The organism is Lentzea sp. NPDC092896 (assembly GCF_044754905.1).
In the GTDB taxonomy this organism is placed as follows: domain Bacteria; phylum Actinomycetota; class Actinomycetes; order Mycobacteriales; family Pseudonocardiaceae; genus Lentzea.
In genome coordinates, this window is record NZ_JBIVPX010000011.1 from 238,217 (window position 1) to 252,920 (window position 14,704).

Genomic DNA, 14,704 nt, shown 5'->3' on the forward strand with positions numbered 1-14,704 from the left:
GTCTTCAGTCCACCGTCACGTAGTCCGGGCCGCTGTAGTGGCCGTCCAACTGGGTCCGACGCTGCATGAGCAGGTCGTTGAGCAACGTCGACGCGCCGAACCGGAAGAGGTGCGGGTCGAGCCACTCCGGACCGGCCACCTCGTGCACGGCCACCAGGTACTTGATCGCGTCCTTGGTCGTGCGGATGCCACCGGCGGGCTTCACCCCGCGCAGCTCACCCGTCTGGTCCTTCCAGTCCCGCACCGCCTGCAGCATCACGTGCGTCACCGGCAACGTCGCGGCGGGCTGCACCTTGCCGGTCGACGTCTTGATGAAGTCACCACCGGCCAGCAGCGCGAGCCACGACGCGCGGCGCACGTTGTCGTACGTCACGAGCTCGCCGGTCTCCAGGATCACCTTGAGGTGCGCGTCCCCGCAGGCTTCCTTGATCTTGACGATCTCCTCGAACACCTGCCCGTACCGGCCAGAGAGGAACGCGCCGCGGTCGATCACCATGTCGACCTCGGCCGCGCCCTGCTCGACGGCGAACCGGGTGTCGGCCAGCTTGATGTCCATCGTGCTGCGGCCACTGGGAAACGCGGTCGCGACGCTGGCGACGTTGATGCCGGTGCCTTTGAGGTCGTCGGCCGCCGTCTTCACCATGTCCGGGTAGACGCAGACCGCCGCGACCTTCGGCACGTCGGGCCGTTCGGGATCGGGCCTGCGCGCCTTGGCGGCGAGACCGCGCACCTTGCCGGGGGTGTCAGCGCCTTCCAGCGTGGTCAGGTCCACCATGCTGATCGCCAGGTCGATGGCGTGCAGCTTCGAGGCCTTCTTGATGCTCCGCGTGCCGAGGCCCGCGGCTCGTTGCTCGACGCCGACCTGGTCGACGCCGGGGAGCCCGTGCAGGAAACGCCGCAGCGACGATTCGTCGCGCACGGCGTCAGCCAGGGCCGACGGCAGTGTCGTTGGAGCAGCCATGCCTGGGAGTCTAAGCGGAATGGGACGCCCGTCCTAAGTGAGGACGTTTGCGCAGATCAAGGTACGTCTGCGGCCGGTCTGAGGGTCCGTTCGCCAGTGCCGTCGACGACGACGATCGCGCCGCGGCGACCCAGTTCCTCGTAGTGCTCGGCGAACGCGTCCAAGTCCTCGATCTCGTCGTCCAGCCAGGACCACTCACCCGGCAGCTTCGCCAGTTCGTTCCGCAGGATCCCGAGCACCTGGTCGATGCGGTTGACGTCACGCCGATACCGGAAGTCCAGGTCCGGGTACGAGATCAACACGGTCCACCGGTGGGTGGCGCGTTCCCCGTCGATCTTGAGCATGATCGAAGCGCCTGCGAAACCGGCGAGTTCGACGAGGTCGGCGACCTTCATCAGTCGAGCAGCTCGCGCAGGATGTTCTTCTTGGGCTTCTTCGGCCCCTTCACTTCCACGCCACCCATGAGCGCGAGCCCGGTGATCCGCACCGTCGGCGCGCCGGGGATGTAGCGGCGACCAGGCGCGCGGTCCTCGAAGGCGCCCATGAACCCGAACCCGTCGACCTTCACGTTGATGTCGTCCGGCACGCGGATCTCGACGCCGCCCCAGAACGCGAAGACGCTGATGGTGACCTCGGCCTCGGCGAAGCTCGCGTGGGTGAGGTCCAGCTCGATGCCGCCCATGACGGCGACGGCGTTGTGCAGGCGCGGGACGACCCACTGGCCCTTGCGGTTGACGCCCGACCAGAAGGCCACGGACACCGCGCTGCCGGGCTGGCCGCCGATGCGGTCGCTCGTCGCCGGCTGGTACTGCGGCACGGCCGGGGTCTGCGGCAGGCCGCTCAGCACCAGGTCGGCGGTGATGGGAACGAGTTCGCCGTACGTCTTCGCGGCGTAGACCGCCACGAGCCGTTCGTCCAGCTCGTGGATGTCGAGGCGGCCCTCGGCGGTCGCCTTGTGCAGCACCTGCGCGATCCGTTCCCGGTCCGCGTCGGAGGCCCGCATGTGACTCTGGTCAGCCGGTACCAGCTCGTCGCTCACCCGATCGAGTCTAGTGCGGCGCCTGCACTCTTCGCCGCGTCTTTCACCAGTGGGCAGGGCACCGCGATGCACTCGTCCGAGGGGCGAAAGACGCGGCGACTGATCAGTACCCCTGAACCCAGGGCGTGCAGGCGACGAACCGGTCGCCGAACTGGTTGTAGAACCACGAGCACCCGCGCCAGCGCAGCGGCGAGCCCGAGTAGCGGTACTGGGCGTAACCGCGACCGGCGGCGAGGTGGTTGGTCCTGTCGCTGTCGATCCACACGTCGACGTTGCGGCTGTTGTTCAGCCCGGCCTTGATGATCCCGGGGTAAGCGGTGACGCTGACGAAATCGCCGTTGTAGTCGTAGCGGCAGTTCCGGAACCCGCTGCCCTGGCTGCAACCGGTGGCCGACGCGGCCGGTGCGGCGACAACGGCGGCCCCCAGCAACAACCCGGCGGCGGTCAGTGCGGTGGCGAGACGGTTGAACATCCTCATGCCGAAAACGCTATCCATTCGATGTTGGAACAATCTTGCACAGCAGGTCAGGAGGCCTGAACGTCGACGAGGCCGAGAACGCTCACTTGCGGTTCGGCGCGTACTTGACCGTGATCGCGAAAGCGATCACGAGGAGAGCGGCGAGCGCCGCCGCGAGCGCCGGGCTGTAGCCCCACGTCAGCGGCAGCACACCGATCAACACGGCGAGTGACCCCGACACACCCAGGATGACCAGCGGGGATTCACACAATTGCTGGACGGGCTTCTGTTCGATCGTCACCGTTCGCACCTCCGCGTCTCAACTGGCTACGAGACTCTTCGGAGCTGCTTTGGTGATTCTTTACTCCCGGATCGGGTTGTGCGGGCCCCTGATCAGGTGGTCATCGGAACGGGTTGGTCACCGGAGGGTTGGCCAGTCGCAACGACTTCTCCAGCGCCTCCACCTCCGCGCGAGGCGCCTCGCCCTGCGCGAAGCCGACGCCGCCGCGAAGGGCGAGCCGGATGCCGTTCTCGAACTCCAGCTGGACGTCGCCGTCGTCGTCGAAGACGCGGTTGAGCTTCCAGGAGGTCTCCACGGTGTACGGGACCTTGATCGCGATGTGCTCGCCGAACGTCAAGTTCTCCGCGAGGCGTCGCGTCCGCTCGCGGTCGTCGGGGAAGCCCTGGACCCTCACGACCGCCCACGCGCCCGGCGACCACTCGAGTGCCAGCGAGTCGCCGTTCCACCGCGCGCGCATGCCGTTGACGTCCGGCACGGGCTCACCCGCCGGATAGCGGAAGCTGTCCGCGGTGAAGACGTTGACGCTTCCCGCCTGGTCGCCGTTGCTGACCGGCCGCAGGAGGATCACCTGCATGTCCCACCCGGTGATGTAGCTCCACGGCCGCAGCCCGTCGGTTTCACGCACGCTCACGTTGCGCACCAACGGATCGAACGCGGACCCGGCTGCCGGAGGCGCTCCGCCCGGCCGGAGCAGCAACGGCAGCACGCCGGCGACGATCAGCACCAGCACCCCGGCCGCCGCCACCCGCAACGACCTCGTGCGCTTCCCGGTCCTGATGGCCCGCGACACGCTGACCCCGTCCGACGCGGGCGCCTCCACGGTCCGCAGCGACCCGAGCAGCCGGGCACCGTCCTCTTCGGACATCACTGAGTCACTCCCAACTGTGTGCGCAGGGCCGCGAGCCCTTCCGACGTCTGGCTCTTCACGGTGCCTTCCGAGCACTTCAGGACACGCGCGACCTCGGCGACGGGCAGGTCGAACAGGAATCGCAGGACGAGCACCGCGCGCTGGCCGGGTGCCACGCGCATCAGGGCGACCCGGACTTCCTCACGGGTCTCGACGTCCGGGTTCGCGACGGCGCGCAGCTCGTCGACCCGGTCCAGCAGGCGCACGCGGCTCCACGGCCGCCTGCGTTCGTTGAGGAACGTGCGCACGAGGATCGTCCGCACGTACGCGTCGATGTTGTCGGCGGCCTTGGCTCTTCGCCAGTTCGTGTAGAGCCGTGTGATCGCGACCTGCACGACGTCGTCGGCGCTGTGCACGTCGCCGCAGAGCAGGTAGGCCGTGCGCCGCAACCAAGGCAGTGCCGCCGTGACGTACTCGGTGTACTCGTTGTCGGCCAACCCTCCCCCTTCCGTCCGCACTCAGGACACGGCGCGGAACGGGGGAGGTTGGGTGACCTGGGTCACGGAGTCGGCTGGCGCAGCGGCAGTCCGGCCGCCCGGTAGATCGAGTCGATCACCGTCATGTTCTTCACCGCGTCGTCCGCGGTCGTCGGGAACGGCTTGCCGTGCAGCACGGCGTCGGTGAACGCGTCGAGCTGGTAGGCGTACGTCGCGCGTTTCCCGAAGGTCTCCGACGACTTCTTGTCCTTGAGCTTCAACGACAAGCGGTGCAACGCCTGCGGGCCGAGCGGGTTGAAGACGCTCAGCGTGCCGTTCTCGCCGACCGCCTTCATCGACAGCTTGAACACCGTCGACGACCACAGCGAGGCGTGCACGGAACCCGTGTGGCCGGAAGGGAATCGCAGCGAGGCACGCATCGCGCGGTCGATGGAAGGCCCGCGCAGCAACGCTTTCGCGGACCGCACCTCGGGCTCTTCGGCACCCAGCAGCCGTGCCATGTGCACGGCGTAGCAGCCGGCGTCCATCATCGCGCCGCCCGCGAGCGAGTAGTCGTAACGGATGTTGGAGAACATCGGCAGCGGGAAGCAGACCGAGGCCTCCACGTGCCGCAACGGGCCGAGCACGCCGGAGGAGATGATCTCGGCGACGCGCAGGGCCAGCGGGTGGTAGCGGTAGTGGAACGCCTCCATGACCACCAGGCCGGACGCTTCGGCGGCCTTGGCGACGGTGGCGGCTTCGGCGGCGTTCGCGGTGAACGGCTTCTCGCACAGCACGTGCTTGCCGGCCTCCAGCGCGGCGAGCGTCCACTTGCCGTGCAGGCCGTTGGGCAGCGGGTTGTAGACGGCGTCCACCGCCGGGTCCGCCAGCAGGTCCTCGTACGAGCCGTGCACGCGCGCAATGCCGTGCTTGTCGGCGAAGGCCTTGGCCTTGTCGGCCGATCGCGCGGCGATCGCCACCACTTCGGCGACCGTCGAGGAGCGGGCCGGACGGATGACAGCGGGTGGCGCGATCATGGCCGCGCCGAGCACTCCGATGCGCACGTGGTCTGTCACGCGGCCGACCCTACACCTCTTCAGTTAACGGCGTTTACTCCACCAGGTCGCTCTCTCGCGTGGGAAAGAACGAGATCTTCTCGATCGGCGACCGGTCCGACCAGTTCCACGACTCCATCTGGGCGCGCGAACGCCTGCCGAAGAACGCGCGCCACAGCTCGTAGCCCTCGACCTCCAGCGTGATCGGGCCGTCGCCGAGGTCGCCGAACTCGGTCTTCACCGTCACGTCCGTCAGCACGCGCGGCGCCATCCACACCAGGGTCGGCTGCCACACGGCGTCCGGCAGGCGTTCCCTGCCGAGTGCCGCGCGCAGGTCGGCCTCGTGCGTGATCGCGTCCAGTGCCAGCTGGAACGGCAGGCGCGGCATCTCGCTGATCTTGTCGCCGAAGGCGTTCCACTGCTCCAACAGGTCTTCCACCGGGACGTCCGCGCGCTCGGCGACGTGCCGCGCCGTCCACTCGTCCGACGGCGCGCCCTCCATGCGTCCGTTGACCAGATCGGACGACTCGCCCGACAGGTGCGCGATCACCTGGTGCACGGTCCATTCAGGACAGGCGGGCACGGTCCGTGCGAGCTCGTCGGCGGTCAAGCCCATCGTCAGACCGACGATGCGCTGACGTGCCTCGCGGTAGATCTCTTCGAACACCCCTAGCTCCTCCCAGCGGGTTACGGTGTCGAGCATGGACGTCCTGGTCGTCGATCATCCACTCGCCAAGGCGAGACTCACAACGATGCGTGACGCGCGCACGGACAATGCCGCATTCCGCGCCGCGTTGCAGGAACTCACCGTGATGCTGGTCTACGAAGCGATGCGCGAGGCGCCGCTGAAGGAAGACCGCACGCACACACCGGTGGCCCGTACCACCGGCTACAAGCTCGCGAACCCGCCACTGCTGGTGCCGGTGCTGCGAGCGGGGCTCGGCATGGCCGACCAGGCGCACAAGCTGATCCCGGACGCCCAGATGGGGTTCGTCGGATTGGCCCGCGACGAGGAGACGTTGCAGCCGACGCCGTACATGGAGTCTCTGCCGGAGGACCTCGCGGGACGCCCGGTGTTCGTCCTCGACCCGATGCTCGCGACCGGCGGTTCGATGGCGTACACGATCCGCCTGCTGACCCAGCGCGGCGCGACCGACGTGACGGCCGTGTGCGTGCTCGCGGCGCCTGAGGGAATCAATCACCTGGAGGACTCGAAGCTGCCGTGCCGTCTCATCACGGCGTCGGTGGACGAGAGGCTGAACGACTCCGGCTTCATCGTGCCCGGTCTGGGCGACGCCGGTGACCGGCTGTACGGGGCGGTTTAGGACATACCTCCGATCGGACGTAGCAGTGGTCTAGACCTCAGGCCTATCGTGCTGTGGACCACATCGCCGCTGCCGCGAACGACTTAGGAGACTCATGTCCAGACGGAGATGGGGTGTCGCCGCTCTCGCGGTCGGCGCCCTGTCCGCGTCGCTGGCTGTTGCGCCCGCGAACGCCGACGTCGAGACCAATGGGCACCACGGTTACTCGAAGACCCGCACCGTTGGGTACTTCATCCAGTGGGGCGTGTACGACCGGAACTTCCGCGTCAAGAACCTCGTGGACAGCGGGGCCGCCGCGCGGCTCACGCACCTGAACTACGCCTTCGGTTTCCTCGACGAGTCGGGCAAGTGCGTCAGCGCCGACCCGTGGGCCGACTGGCAGATGCCCTACACCGCGGAGCAGTCCGTGAGCGGCAAGGCCGACGAAGCGGGCCAGGTCCTGCTGGGCAACCTGAACCAGCTCAAGCAGCTCAAGGCCAAGTACCCCAAGCTGAGGATCAACATCTCGCTGGGCGGCTGGACGGGCTCGCGCTACTTCTCCAACGCCGCGCTGACGCCCGAGTCGCGGGCCGCGCACGTCAAGTCGTGCACCGACATGTGGATCAAGGGTGACCTGCCCGGTCTGCCCGCTGGTGCCGCGAAGGGCGTCTTCGACGGCGTCGACCTCGACTGGGAGTGGCCGTCGAGCGCGGGCAACCCGACCCCGCCGAACGTCATTCGTCCTGAGGACAAGCAGAACTTCACCAAGCTGCTCGCCGAGTACCGCAGGCAGATGGGCTGGAACCGCGACCTGACGGCGTTCCTGCCGGCCGACCCCAAGCAGGTCGACGCGGGTTTCGAGGTCGCGAAGGTGTTCACCTACCTCACTTTCGGCACGCTGCAGGGCTACGACTACCACGGCGCCTGGGACGCCCCGGCGAACCAGCAGTCCGCGCTGAAGGTGCCCAAGGGTGACCCGTCGGAGTTCGAGTTCAGCTCCGAGGTGACGGTCAACGCGTGGCTCCGTCGCGGTGCTCCGCGCTCGAAGGCCGTGCTCGGCGTTCCGTTCTACGGCCGCGGCTGGGACGGCGTCGCCCCCGGCAAGCGTAACGGCCTGTTCGGCACCGGTGTGCCGGCGCCCGCCAAGTACGAGGCCGGTTACGAGGACTTCCACCGCATCAAGGCGAAGCTCTCCGAGCCCGGCAACGCGTACAAGGTCTACCGCGACGAGAAGGCCGGCTTCGCGTGGATCTACGACGGCAAGACGTGGTGGACCTACGACGACGCGACCGAGATGAAGCGCAAGGCCCGCTACATCAACGACCGCAGGCTCGGCGGCGCGATGATCTGGTCCCTCGACGGCGACACCGCCAACGGCGAACTGATCAAGGCGCTCGACGGGGCCCTCGAGTAAGACCGCACCACCGAGACGGACTGTCCTAACCGGACAGTTCAGCGGGTCCGGGGAGGTTTCGCGGCGGCCGCCTCCCCGGATTCCGTGGTGTTCACGGAGTCCGTCCGCCAACCCCTGCCGTGCGCGCGCAACGCCAGTTCGTACGTGGCGGCCGCGTCGATGCCGGGCGGCAGGTTCCCGTTGAGCTCCAGGCTCACCAGGCCGTGCGCGATGCCCCACATCGACATCGCGATCTGCTCCGGGTCCTCCGCGACGTAGACGCCCTGCTCCACCGCGCGCCGCACCGCGTTGATCACCGGCGCGAACGTCCTGCCCGCCGCGCGGCTCATCTCCTTCGTCGGTTCGACGACCTTCGAGTAGAGCACCGAGTAGAACTGCGGGTCCTCCAGCGCGCCGCGCCGGTACGCGAGCCCGATCTGCAGCAGGTCCTCCGCGGGGTCGTCGGTGACCGGAACCGCCGCGAGGTTCTTGCCGAACTGGGTGAACGCCTCGTCGTAGAGCGCCTCGAGCAGCGCTGGTTTTCCGCCGAAGAGGGAATAGACCGCCGTCGTCGAGGTGTTGACGTCCGTAGCGATCTTGCGCAGGCTCACCGCGGCGGGGCCCTCGGTGCTGAGCAACTCGCCCGCTCGCTCGAGCAGACGCCGTCGCAGAGCGTCGTCGTGGGTCTTGGGCCTGGGCATCACGCAATCCTAACGGCCGCTGGCCTGAGTGGTATCAGGTTGATACCGTCACTCCATGGCGATGACCTTGCGGTTGACCGAGGAGGAGAACCTGCGGCTCGCCGAACTGGCGCAGTCCGAGGGGCGCTCCAAGCAGGAGGTCGTGCGGCTGGCGATCGCGGATCGCTACCAGCGCATGCAGCAGGAGGAGAAGCTCGGCGAGGTGCTTGGGCGAGTCCTGCCGAAGTACCGAGGTCTTTTGGATAGGCTCGGTTCTTCCTGAAACTGTCAGACCTCTGTGATCAACTGGGTGCCGTGATCTCCTACCTCGACGCCGGGGACCTCTTAGTGCTGGCCACGGCCGTGACCGGTGGCGATCTTCTCGTCAGGGACATCGGCCTGCTGGACACGGCGGCCTACCGTCCCCGCGCCACCGTGCTCGGCGTGGAGGCCTACGACACGCTGTGGCTGAAGTCCTCCGCTCTGCTCGACTCGATCGTCCGAACCCGCCCCCTGGTCGAGGGGAACTGGCGGCTGGCCTGGGTCGCCGCCGTCACGATGTGCGACATCAACGGCTACTGGATCGACGCCGACGAGGACGACGCGCTCGACCTCGTCCGATCCCTCGGCCGCGACAAGATCGACGTCCCGGAGATGGCGGGCCATCTCGAAGCGTGGGGACTCCCGAAGGATTCCGCTTGACCTAGAGTGCACTCCAGGTCTTAGCGTCGAACTCGTGAGTTACTCGATAGCCCAAGCCGCGCAGCGCAGTGGGTTGTCCATCGACACCTTGCGCTACTACGAACGAATCGGGCTCGTCGACCCGCCAGCGCGTGACTCGGGCGGCCGTCGCAGCTACTCGGAGGAGGACCTCGGCTGGCTGGCCTTCGTGACGCGCCTGCGCACGACCGGCATGCCGATCCGCATGATGCGCGAGTTCGCGCAGCTCAGGCACCACGGCGACCTCACGGCAGGCCGCCGCAAGCAGATTCTCGTCGAACACCGAGGTGACGTCCGCGCCCGCATCGCGGAGCTGCAGACGTGCCTGGAGGTGCTCGACTACAAGATCGACCACTACGCGGTGGTCGAGCAGGACTTGGAGGCGACGGCGTGAGCCGTTTGTTGGGATCGCTCGAGGTCGGGCCGCAGGGCCTCGGCTGCATGGGAATGTCGGAGTTCTACGGCGCCGGCGACGAGTCGGAGTCGATCGCGGTGATCCACCGGGCCCTGGAGCTCGGCGTGACGCTGATCGACACCGCCGACATGTACGGGCCGCACGTGAACGAGGAACTGGTGGGCCGCGCGCTCGCGGGCCGTTCGAACTACGTGCTGGCCACGAAGTTCGGCATCGTCCGCGAAGAGGGCGGCGGCCGTTCCGTCCGAGGCGACCGCGCCTACGTGCGGTCGGCGGTCGAGGGCTCGTTGAAGCGCCTCGGCGTGGACGCGATCGACCTGTACTACCTGCACCGGGTGCCCGCGGACACGCCGATCGAGGAGACCGTCGGCGCGATGTCCGAGCTGGTCACCGAGGGCAAGGTGCGGTTCCTCGGCCTGTCGGAGGCAGGCGCTTCGACGCTGCGCCGCGCCCACGCCGTGCACCCGATCACCGCTCTGCAGAGCGAATGGTCGCTGTGGTCGCGCGACATCGAGGCCGAGATCGTGCCCACGGCCCGTGAGCTGGGCGTCGGCATCGTGCCGTACTCGCCTCTGGGCCGTGGCGTGCTGACCGGTCGTTTCACCTCTGCCGCGGACTTCGGCGCCGGCGACTTCCGCGGCGTCGCGCAGCCGCGGTTCACCGGCTCGAACCTCGACGCGAACCTCAAGATGGTGGAGGCGCTGCGCGCTCTGGCGGCGGACCGCGGCGTGACCGCCGGTCAGCTGGCGCTGGCGTGGGTGCAGCACCGCGGCCAGGACGTCGTGCCCATCCCGGGCACGAAGCGGATCAAGTACCTGGAGGAGAACGTGGCGGCGGCCTCGCTGGAGCTGTCCGCCGACGACCTCGCCGCGATCGAGGCCGCCGTGCCCGCGTCGGCCGTGGCCGGAGACCGGTACCCGGACATGAGCTCGATCGGCCGCTAGAACATACGTTCGAACATATCCCCGGGGTTGTCCACAGGTTGGGGACAAGAGGCTGTGGACAACCCCGGGTTCATGTGGACAACTGGGCCGCAACGGTGGCGCCGAGCTCCCAGCACGCCTCCAGGTCGGCCTTCCCCGGCTCGCCCGTGACGACCACGTGCTGCGCCGCCTTCTCCCAGCCCAACCCGGTCGTGGCGGTCTCCACGCTGCGCACCGCACCCGTCGTGTCGTTGTTGCCGTGCACGTAGAGCCCGAACGGCCTGCCACGCGTGGAGTCGAGACACGGGTAGTAGACGGTGTCGAAGAAGTGCTTCAACGCACCGCTCATGTAACCGAGGTTCGCGGGCGTGCCCAGCAGGTAGCCGTCGGCTTCCAGGACATCCACAGCGGTTGTGGACAACGCGGCTCGGCGGACCACCTCGACGCCCTCGATCTCGGGGGTGGACGCGCCGGCGACCGCGGCCTCGAACATCGCCTGGACGGCGGGCGACGGCGTGTGGTGGACGATCAAGAGGCGCGGCATGTGCACACGCTGACGGGTGATCTGGACGTTCGCAACCTCGTTCGAAGCGGAACAGCGAGGGTGTGCTCAGGACTGCGGCGAGTGATCGGTCTGCGGACCGGTGGAGCGACGTGGAGTCCTTTCGGTGATTCGCACATCGAGGCGAGCAGGGCCCGCGTCGGGGTATCGCCGAAAAGCTCCCACGCCCCCGCCAGTAGTTCGGCAACATGAGCGCCCGTGACCCGCGCCTCCTACGACATCGTCGCCGCCAGCTACGCCCAGCTCATCCCGGACGCCCACGACGGCCGCCCGCTCGACGCCGCGATCATGCGCGCGTTCGCCGAACTCACCGAGGGCCCGGTCGCGGACCTCGGCTGCGGCACCGGCCGCATCACCCAGCACCTGCACGAACTCGGCCTCGACGCGTTCGGCATCGACCTCTCCGACGGCATGTTCGACCAGGCGAGAAGGCTCTACCCGCACCTCACCTTCACCCAGGGCGACATCACGAGCCTGGACCTCGCAGACGACAGCCTCGGCGGCGCCGTCGTCTGGTACTCCACGGTCCACATGCCGGCGGACGAGGTGCCGTGGCAGGAGTTCCACCGTGTCCTGAAGCCTGGTGGACACCTGTTGCACGCCTTCAAGATGGGTGACCTGAAGAAACGCCTCGACTTCGCGTACGGCCACGACGTGGACCTCTGCGTCCACTGGCACGACATCGACAAGACCGTGAGCAACGCGACCGAAGCCGGGTTCAACGAAGTGGCACGCCTGCAACGTCAGAAGGGTGTGGACGAAGGCGGGCCGCAGGCCTTCTTGTTGATGAGCAAACGGAACCCCGCGGCCGGAAGCACGTCTTAACGGGTGTACACAGGAGGGACCATGAAGACCACTGCCCTTATGCACACCAGTCCTCGTCAGCGCCGCATCACCTGGGGTTTCGGCCTTGCGGTCGGCATCGGGATGATCGGGATCGGGCCCCTGTTCGCGTCGTTGTGGCCCGGGTTCGACCACAGCCCGTGGGACGTCAACACGATGTTGCTCGGACTCGGCGTGGGGCTCTGCGCGATCGCGTACATCTTCGGCCGGATCGCCGTCGCGGCGGTCACCGAGGGACGCCGCAACGCGGTGTCCCCGCCGACCAGAAGGGCCTACTTCGTGGCCGGCGGGGGTTTCGTCCTCGCCGCGCTCGCACTGACGATCGCGCTGATGTCTAGCTGACGAGCGCAGTCACCCGTTCTCGCAGTTCAGCCAACCGGGCCCTACCTGACGCACGGGCGGACTCCAGTCCGTCCGTGACCGGTTCCACGACCTCCAGGTAGGCCTTGAGCTTCGGCTCGGTACCGGACGGGCGCACGATCACGCGCACACCGTCCGCCGTCCACCGCAGCACGTCCGCGCTGGGCAGCAGGTCTTCCGCCGCGAAGTCGGCAGGCGGTGCGGAGCGCAGCCTGGCCATCGTCGCGCCGATCAGGCTCAGATCGGTGTACCGCAAGGAGACCTGGTCGGTCAGGTGCAGCCCGTGGTCCGTCGCGAGCTGGTCCAGCGCGTCCAGCAACGTGCGGCCGGAGGCCTTCAGCCCGGCGGCCAGATCAGCGGCGACGACGGCGGCCGAGATGCCGTCCTTGTCCGCGACGTGCTCGGGATCGACGCAGTTGCCGAGTGCTTCCTCGTAGGCGAACACCAGGCCCTCGCCCGCGCGCGCCAGCCACTTGAAGCCCGTCAGCGTCTCCGCGTACCGGGCAGCGTGCGCGGCCGCGATCGACTTCAGCAGTGACGACGACACGATCGTCGTTGCCACCAACGGATCCGTGGACTCGGTGGTCGACAACACGAGCGAACCGAGCAGCACGCCCGTTTCGTCGCCGCGCAGCATCCGCCACTTGTCGCCGTCCTTGACGCCCAGCGCGCACCGGTCCGCGTCCGGGTCCAGCGCGATGGCCAGGTCCGCGTTCACCGACGCTGCAAGGGAAAGCAGCTCGTCGGACGCGCCGGGCTCCTCCGGGTTCGGGAACACCACGGTCGGGAAGTCCGGGTCCGGCACCGCCTGCGACCGCACCACGTGCACGTCGGTGAAACCCGCGCGCCGCAACGCTTCCACGGCGAACGCGCCACCCACGCCGTGCATCGGCGTCAACGCGATCTTCAGCGAACGGGAGTTCCCGCGAGGCAGTGACGCCACCCGTTCCAGGTACGCGTCCACCTCGGCGTCGGAAACCGTGGTGTAGGTGACGTTGCGAGGCACGGACACCGCGGCCGGAACGGCCTCGATCGCCTTCTCGATCTCGCCGTCGGCGGGCGGCACGATCTGCGAACCACCGGTCAGGTACAGCTTGTAGCCGTTGTCCGCGGGCGGGTTGTGCGACGCGGTGATCTGAATCCCCGCCACCGCACCATGTGCGCGCACCAGGTACGCCAGCACGGGCGTCGGCAACGGGCCTGGCAGCACGCGCACGTCGAAGCCCGCGGCCGCCATCACCTCGGCGGCGGCCACGGCGAAGTCCTCCGAGCCGTGCCGGGCGTCCCGGCCGACGAACACCAGGCCGGTCCCACCGAGCCACGACGCCAGGCCGGCCGTCGTGCGGACCACCGTGGCGACGTTCATGCCGTTGGTGCCCGCCCGCACCGGCCCGCGCAGCCCGGCGGTGCCGAACGTCAGCGGCCCGGCCATGCGGTCCTGGAGATCTTCCAGCGCGGCGGGATCGCCGCCCATCGCCCGTGCCAACACGCCCTGCAGCTCGGTTCGAGTCGCGTCCGACGGGTCGTCAGCGATCCACCGGAACGTCGCGTCACGCAGTGCCGGCGGCAGGCTCATGCGCGGTCCACCAGCTCACGAAGCAGCGTGCCCATGCGCTGAGCGGCGGCGGCGCCGGCCTCCAGCACCTCCTGGTGGTTCAGCGGCTCACCGGTGATGCCCGCCGCGAGGTTCGTGACCAGCGACAGACCGAACACCTCGACGCCCTCGGCGCGTGCGGCGATCGCCTCGTGCACGGTCGACATGCCGACCAGGTCCGCGCCCATCGTGCGGAGCATCCGGATCTCGGCGGGCGTCTCGAAGTGCGGGCCCGGGAGCCCGGCGTACACGCCCTCCTCCAGCGACGAGTCGATCTCCTGCGCGACCTTGCGCAGCCGCGGCGAGTACAGGTCCGTGAGGTCGACGAACCGTGCGCCGACCAGTGGCGACACGGCCGTCAGGTTCAGGTGGTCGGAGATCAGCACGGGCTGCCCGACGGACATGCCCTGACGCAGGCCACCGGCCGCGTTGGTCAGCACGACCGTGGACACGCCCGCGGCGGCGATGGTGCGCACGCCGTGCACGACCTTCTGGACGCCCTTGCCCTCGTAGCCGTGGGTGCGGCCGAGAACGACGAGGACCTTCTTGCCGCCGACCTCGACGGAACGGATGGTGCCGCCGTGGCCGAGCGCGGTCGGCGCCTCGAAGCCCGTCAGCTCGCCCACCGGGATCTCGGTGACCGGTTCGCCGATCACGTCGGCGGCGGGCCGCCAGCCCGAGCCGAGCACGATGGCGATGTCGTGCTTCGCGTTGCCGGTGCGGCTCTGGATCTCTTCCGCGGCCTTGCCGGCCAGCTCTTCTGGAGTCACCGCG

21 protein-coding genes are annotated in these 14,704 nt (G+C 68.5%); 8 read left to right on the top strand and 13 right to left on the bottom strand.

The features are described from left to right. Positions 1–4: 4 nt before the first annotated feature. The 9 genes from deoC to ACIQF0_RS40255 form a co-directional block, all read right to left on the bottom strand. Complete coding sequence (gene deoC, locus ACIQF0_RS40215; RefSeq protein ID WP_401038942.1) at positions 5–961, bottom strand: deoxyribose-phosphate aldolase; 957 nt, start codon at positions 959–961, stop codon at positions 5–7. 56 nt (positions 962–1,017) lie between these two features. After that, entirely contained in the window at positions 1,018–1,356 is a 339-nt protein-coding gene (locus ACIQF0_RS40220; RefSeq protein WP_401038944.1) for a hypothetical protein, read from the bottom strand. Beyond that, entirely contained in the window at positions 1,356–2,000 is a 645-nt protein-coding gene (locus tag ACIQF0_RS40225; RefSeq protein ID WP_401038947.1) for a DUF1707 domain-containing protein, read from the bottom strand. Before ACIQF0_RS40225 ends, ACIQF0_RS40220 begins: the two co-directional genes overlap by 1 nt. A gap of 103 nt (positions 2,001–2,103) precedes the next feature. Further along, on the bottom strand, positions 2,104–2,478 hold the full coding sequence (locus ACIQF0_RS40230) for a hypothetical protein (RefSeq protein ID WP_401038949.1): 375 nt from the start codon (positions 2,476–2,478) through the stop codon (positions 2,104–2,106). Positions 2,479–2,560: 82 nt separating this feature from the next. Further along, positions 2,561–2,758: a hypothetical protein gene (locus ACIQF0_RS40235; protein WP_143138612.1), complete on the bottom strand. Its 198-nt coding sequence runs from the start codon at positions 2,756–2,758 to the stop codon at positions 2,561–2,563. A gap of 100 nt (positions 2,759–2,858) precedes the next feature. Next, the gene (locus ACIQF0_RS40240) at positions 2,859–3,623 is read right to left on the bottom strand and encodes a hypothetical protein (RefSeq protein WP_401038953.1); all 765 of its coding nucleotides are present in this window, start codon (positions 3,621–3,623) and stop codon (positions 2,859–2,861) included. Continuing rightward, positions 3,623–4,102 (bottom strand): SigE family RNA polymerase sigma factor, encoded by a 480-nt coding sequence (locus tag ACIQF0_RS40245; RefSeq protein ID WP_401038956.1) that lies wholly within the window; start codon positions 4,100–4,102, stop codon positions 3,623–3,625. Before ACIQF0_RS40245 ends, ACIQF0_RS40240 begins: the two co-directional genes overlap by 1 nt. A 62-nt stretch (positions 4,103–4,164) precedes the next feature. Further along, positions 4,165–5,157 (bottom strand): Gfo/Idh/MocA family oxidoreductase, encoded by a 993-nt coding sequence (locus tag ACIQF0_RS40250; protein ID WP_360044302.1) that lies wholly within the window; start codon positions 5,155–5,157, stop codon positions 4,165–4,167. Between the two features lie 34 nt (positions 5,158–5,191). Continuing rightward, complete coding sequence (locus ACIQF0_RS40255) at positions 5,192–5,839, bottom strand: maleylpyruvate isomerase N-terminal domain-containing protein (RefSeq protein WP_360044299.1); 648 nt, start codon at positions 5,837–5,839, stop codon at positions 5,192–5,194. Here ACIQF0_RS40255 and upp point away from each other — a divergent pair. Both upp and ACIQF0_RS40265 read left to right on the top strand, forming a co-directional pair. After that, positions 5,838–6,461, top strand: coding sequence for a uracil phosphoribosyltransferase (gene upp, locus ACIQF0_RS40260; protein ID WP_093591645.1), 624 nt, complete (start codon positions 5,838–5,840; stop codon positions 6,459–6,461). The two genes, ACIQF0_RS40255 and upp, sit on opposite strands and share 2 nt — an antisense overlap. A 94-nt stretch (positions 6,462–6,555) precedes the next feature. After that, a complete protein-coding gene (locus tag ACIQF0_RS40265; protein ID WP_401038959.1) occupies positions 6,556–7,854 on the top strand; it encodes a glycoside hydrolase family 18 protein in 1,299 nt (432 codons plus the stop codon). A 38-nt stretch (positions 7,855–7,892) separates the two neighbouring features. On the opposite strand, the gene ACIQF0_RS40270 is transcribed toward ACIQF0_RS40265, so the two are convergent. Next, complete coding sequence (locus ACIQF0_RS40270) at positions 7,893–8,534, bottom strand: TetR/AcrR family transcriptional regulator (RefSeq protein ID WP_401038961.1); 642 nt, start codon at positions 8,532–8,534, stop codon at positions 7,893–7,895. Positions 8,535–8,589: 55 nt separating this feature from the next. Between ACIQF0_RS40270 and ACIQF0_RS40275 the strand changes: the two genes are divergently transcribed. Genes ACIQF0_RS40275 through ACIQF0_RS40290 form a run of 4 tightly spaced genes read left to right on the top strand, consistent with a single transcriptional unit; the run spans position 8,590 to position 10,592 of the window. Continuing rightward, the gene (locus ACIQF0_RS40275; protein ID WP_030478506.1) at positions 8,590–8,796 is read left to right on the top strand and encodes a ribbon-helix-helix protein, CopG family; all 207 of its coding nucleotides are present in this window, start codon (positions 8,590–8,592) and stop codon (positions 8,794–8,796) included. A 32-nt stretch (positions 8,797–8,828) separates the two neighbouring features. Then, entirely contained in the window at positions 8,829–9,215 is a 387-nt protein-coding gene (locus ACIQF0_RS40280) for a Fic family protein (protein ID WP_319975093.1), read from the top strand. Between the two features lie 34 nt (positions 9,216–9,249). Further along, complete coding sequence (locus ACIQF0_RS40285; protein ID WP_093591660.1) at positions 9,250–9,627, top strand: MerR family transcriptional regulator; 378 nt, start codon at positions 9,250–9,252, stop codon at positions 9,625–9,627. A gap of 47 nt (positions 9,628–9,674) precedes the next feature. Then, entirely contained in the window at positions 9,675–10,592 is a 918-nt protein-coding gene (locus tag ACIQF0_RS40290) for an aldo/keto reductase (RefSeq protein ID WP_401039151.1), read from the top strand. A 70-nt stretch (positions 10,593–10,662) separates the two neighbouring features. Here ACIQF0_RS40290 and ACIQF0_RS40295 read toward each other — a convergent pair whose 3' ends face one another. Then, positions 10,663–11,115: a flavodoxin family protein gene (locus ACIQF0_RS40295; protein WP_401038963.1), complete on the bottom strand. Its 453-nt coding sequence runs from the start codon at positions 11,113–11,115 to the stop codon at positions 10,663–10,665. 216 nt (positions 11,116–11,331) lie between these two features. Here ACIQF0_RS40295 and ACIQF0_RS40300 point away from each other — a divergent pair, with 216 nt between their 5' ends. Together ACIQF0_RS40300 and ACIQF0_RS40305 are read left to right on the top strand one after the other, a co-directional pair. Continuing rightward, positions 11,332–11,958, top strand: a complete 627-nt coding sequence (locus ACIQF0_RS40300; protein ID WP_401038965.1) for a class I SAM-dependent methyltransferase — start codon at positions 11,332–11,334, stop codon at positions 11,956–11,958. Positions 11,959–11,979: 21 nt separating this feature from the next. After that, entirely contained in the window at positions 11,980–12,318 is a 339-nt protein-coding gene (locus ACIQF0_RS40305; RefSeq protein ID WP_401038967.1) for a hypothetical protein, read from the top strand. Here ACIQF0_RS40305 and ACIQF0_RS40310 read toward each other — a convergent pair. Next, the gene (locus tag ACIQF0_RS40310) at positions 12,311–13,912 is read right to left on the bottom strand and encodes a phospho-sugar mutase (protein ID WP_401038969.1); all 1,602 of its coding nucleotides are present in this window, start codon (positions 13,910–13,912) and stop codon (positions 12,311–12,313) included. The two genes, ACIQF0_RS40305 and ACIQF0_RS40310, sit on opposite strands and share 8 nt — an antisense overlap. After that, positions 13,909–14,700: a purine-nucleoside phosphorylase gene (locus ACIQF0_RS40315; RefSeq protein WP_360044277.1), complete on the bottom strand. Its 792-nt coding sequence runs from the start codon at positions 14,698–14,700 to the stop codon at positions 13,909–13,911. Before ACIQF0_RS40315 ends, ACIQF0_RS40310 begins: the two co-directional genes overlap by 4 nt. Between the last annotated feature and the right edge of the window lie 4 nt (positions 14,701–14,704).

Excerpts from the sequence above, each read along its gene's own strand:
- ACIQF0_RS40295 (WP_401038963.1), bottom strand. The coding sequence starts at position 11,115 with ATGCCGCGCCTCTTGATCGTCCACCACACGCCGTCGCCCGCCGTCCAG.
- ACIQF0_RS40255 (WP_360044299.1), bottom strand. The coding sequence starts at position 5,839 with ATGCTCGACACCGTAACCCGCTGGGAGGAGCTAGGGGTGTTCGAAGAG.
- ACIQF0_RS40305 (WP_401038967.1), top strand. The coding sequence starts at position 11,980 with ATGAAGACCACTGCCCTTATGCACACCAGTCCTCGTCAGCGCCGCATC.
- ACIQF0_RS40275 (WP_030478506.1), top strand. The coding sequence starts at position 8,590 with ATGGCGATGACCTTGCGGTTGACCGAGGAGGAGAACCTGCGGCTCGCC.
- ACIQF0_RS40290 (WP_401039151.1), top strand. The coding sequence starts at position 9,675 with ATGGGAATGTCGGAGTTCTACGGCGCCGGCGACGAGTCGGAGTCGATC.
- ACIQF0_RS40310 (WP_401038969.1), bottom strand. The coding sequence starts at position 13,912 with ATGAGCCTGCCGCCGGCACTGCGTGACGCGACGTTCCGGTGGATCGCT.
- deoC (WP_401038942.1), bottom strand. The coding sequence starts at position 961 with ATGGCTGCTCCAACGACACTGCCGTCGGCCCTGGCTGACGCCGTGCGC.
- ACIQF0_RS40230 (WP_401038949.1), bottom strand. The coding sequence starts at position 2,478 with ATGAGGATGTTCAACCGTCTCGCCACCGCACTGACCGCCGCCGGGTTG.
- ACIQF0_RS40240 (WP_401038953.1), bottom strand. The coding sequence starts at position 3,623 with ATGTCCGAAGAGGACGGTGCCCGGCTGCTCGGGTCGCTGCGGACCGTG.
- ACIQF0_RS40265 (WP_401038959.1), top strand. The coding sequence starts at position 6,556 with ATGTCCAGACGGAGATGGGGTGTCGCCGCTCTCGCGGTCGGCGCCCTG.
- ACIQF0_RS40220 (WP_401038944.1), bottom strand. The coding sequence starts at position 1,356 with ATGAAGGTCGCCGACCTCGTCGAACTCGCCGGTTTCGCAGGCGCTTCG.
- ACIQF0_RS40270 (WP_401038961.1), bottom strand. The coding sequence starts at position 8,534 with ATGCCCAGGCCCAAGACCCACGACGACGCTCTGCGACGGCGTCTGCTC.
- upp (WP_093591645.1), top strand. The coding sequence starts at position 5,838 with ATGGACGTCCTGGTCGTCGATCATCCACTCGCCAAGGCGAGACTCACA.